This window comes from Frankia sp. CcWB2 (genome assembly GCF_977927585.1).
Genome location: NZ_CDWRCM010000065.1, coordinates 1 through 1,667 on the forward strand (window position 1 = coordinate 1; position 1,667 = coordinate 1,667).

At 73.0% G+C, this 1,667-nt stretch carries 1 protein-coding gene; it reads left to right on the forward strand.

Annotated features, from left to right (window positions below; genetic code table 11):
• Window positions 1-1,483: SMP-30/gluconolactonase/LRE family protein (locus ACY45C_RS09250; RefSeq protein ID WP_462187212.1), on the forward strand; the 1,483-nt coding region annotated here is incomplete at its 5' end.
• Window positions 1,484-1,667: the final 184 nt, after the last annotated feature.

A 1,667-nucleotide genomic window follows, 5' to 3' on the forward strand; every position in this document is an offset into this window, starting at 1 on the left:
TTTACCCCTCGGCATGGCCTGGCTGTCCCGGTCCGACGTCAAGGTGCGGATCGACGACGAGATCCGGGAGGCCGCGCTCGCCACCTCGACCACCCCGCGCCCGCCGGCCCCCGGTCGACCCGGCTTCCCTGGCGCGCCACCGGGCGGACCGGGCCCACGGATCGGGTACCCGGGCGCACCGAACGGCCCGAACGGGCCGGGGAGTCCCGCCATGCCGAGTGGTCCCGGAGCACCCGGTGGTCCGGTCAGCCGTCCGATGGGGGGATACCCACCACCGGTTGGGCCGGGCTGGGGTGGATTCCCGCCGGGCAACACTCCACCGCCGCGGTCGACCCCACCGCCGCGGCCGCTCGGCCCCGGGTACGGCGGACCGGGCGGCCCCGGCGACCAGACGTACCGGCCCGGTCCGGGGGGACCGGTGCACGGGATGGCGGGGGTACCACCGACCGCCACCCGCCAGGCCGGGCACCAGTCGAATCCGAACGCCCGTAACCGGACGCCGCTCATCATCGGAGCGGTCGCGTTCGTCGTCATCGTCGCCCTCACCGTCGGCATCGTGGCAGCGGTGACGAACTCGGGCGGCGGCAGCCGCGGCGGTGACCGCGGCGGTGACCGCGGCGGTGACCGCGGCGGCGGCACGGCACGCCTCGCAACCGCCTACCGGGGAACGGCGCTGTCGGTGCAGGGCCTGAGCCCCTACAGTGTCGATGTCGATCCCGACGGCTCGCTGCTCGTCTCCAGCCTCGCGACGGACCGCATCCAGAAGATCACCCCTGCCGGGGCGGTCAGCGACCTCGCGGGCACCGGAGCCGGCGGGATCAGCGGCGACGGCGGCCCGGCCAGCGCGGCGCAGCTTGACGGGCCCGGATCGACCACCCGTGACAAGGCCGGCAACATCTACATCGGGGACGCGAAGAACAACCGGATCCGCAAGATCAGCCCAGCCGGGGTAATCACTACGATCGCCGGCACCGGTGACGCCGGTTACGGCGGCGCCGGCGGCCCGGCCACCGCAGCGAAGATCAACGGCCCGAACGATCTCCAGATGACCGACGACGGCACCCTCTACTTCGCCGACCTCGCCAGCGACACCATTCAGAAGGTGACCCCGGGCGGGATCATCACCACCGTCGCCGGGACCGGCGAGGAGGGCTTCTCGGGTGACGGCGGCCCGGCCACCCGGGCCAAGCTGAACGTGCCGTCGCTCACCGTCGGCCCGGACGGCCGGACGCTCTACCTCGCCGACTACCGCAACCACCGGATCCGCCGGGTCGACCCGAACGGCGTGATTACCACGATCGCCGGCACCGGCGTCGAAGGCTCCGGCGGCGAAGGCGGCCCAGCGGCCGCCGCCCAGTTCAAGAACCCGAGCTCGGTCGCGGTCGACGGCAGCGGCGCGCTCTACATCGCGGACAACGGCAACGACCGGGTGCGCCGCATCGATCCGAACGGCACCATCACGACCGTCGCCCAACCGGGCTAGGGTATCGCCGGTGACCTAGGGTATCGCCGGTGACACGGATGGTCGGACGACTCGTGACGACCATCGTCCACTCCCCGGACTCGTAGCAGCCGTGAGGACTGACCGTGGATGACGAGCCTGACCGACGATCGGTGTTACGGACCGCCGGAGCCGGCGGGCTCGGACTCGCCGCGCTCGGGCTCGG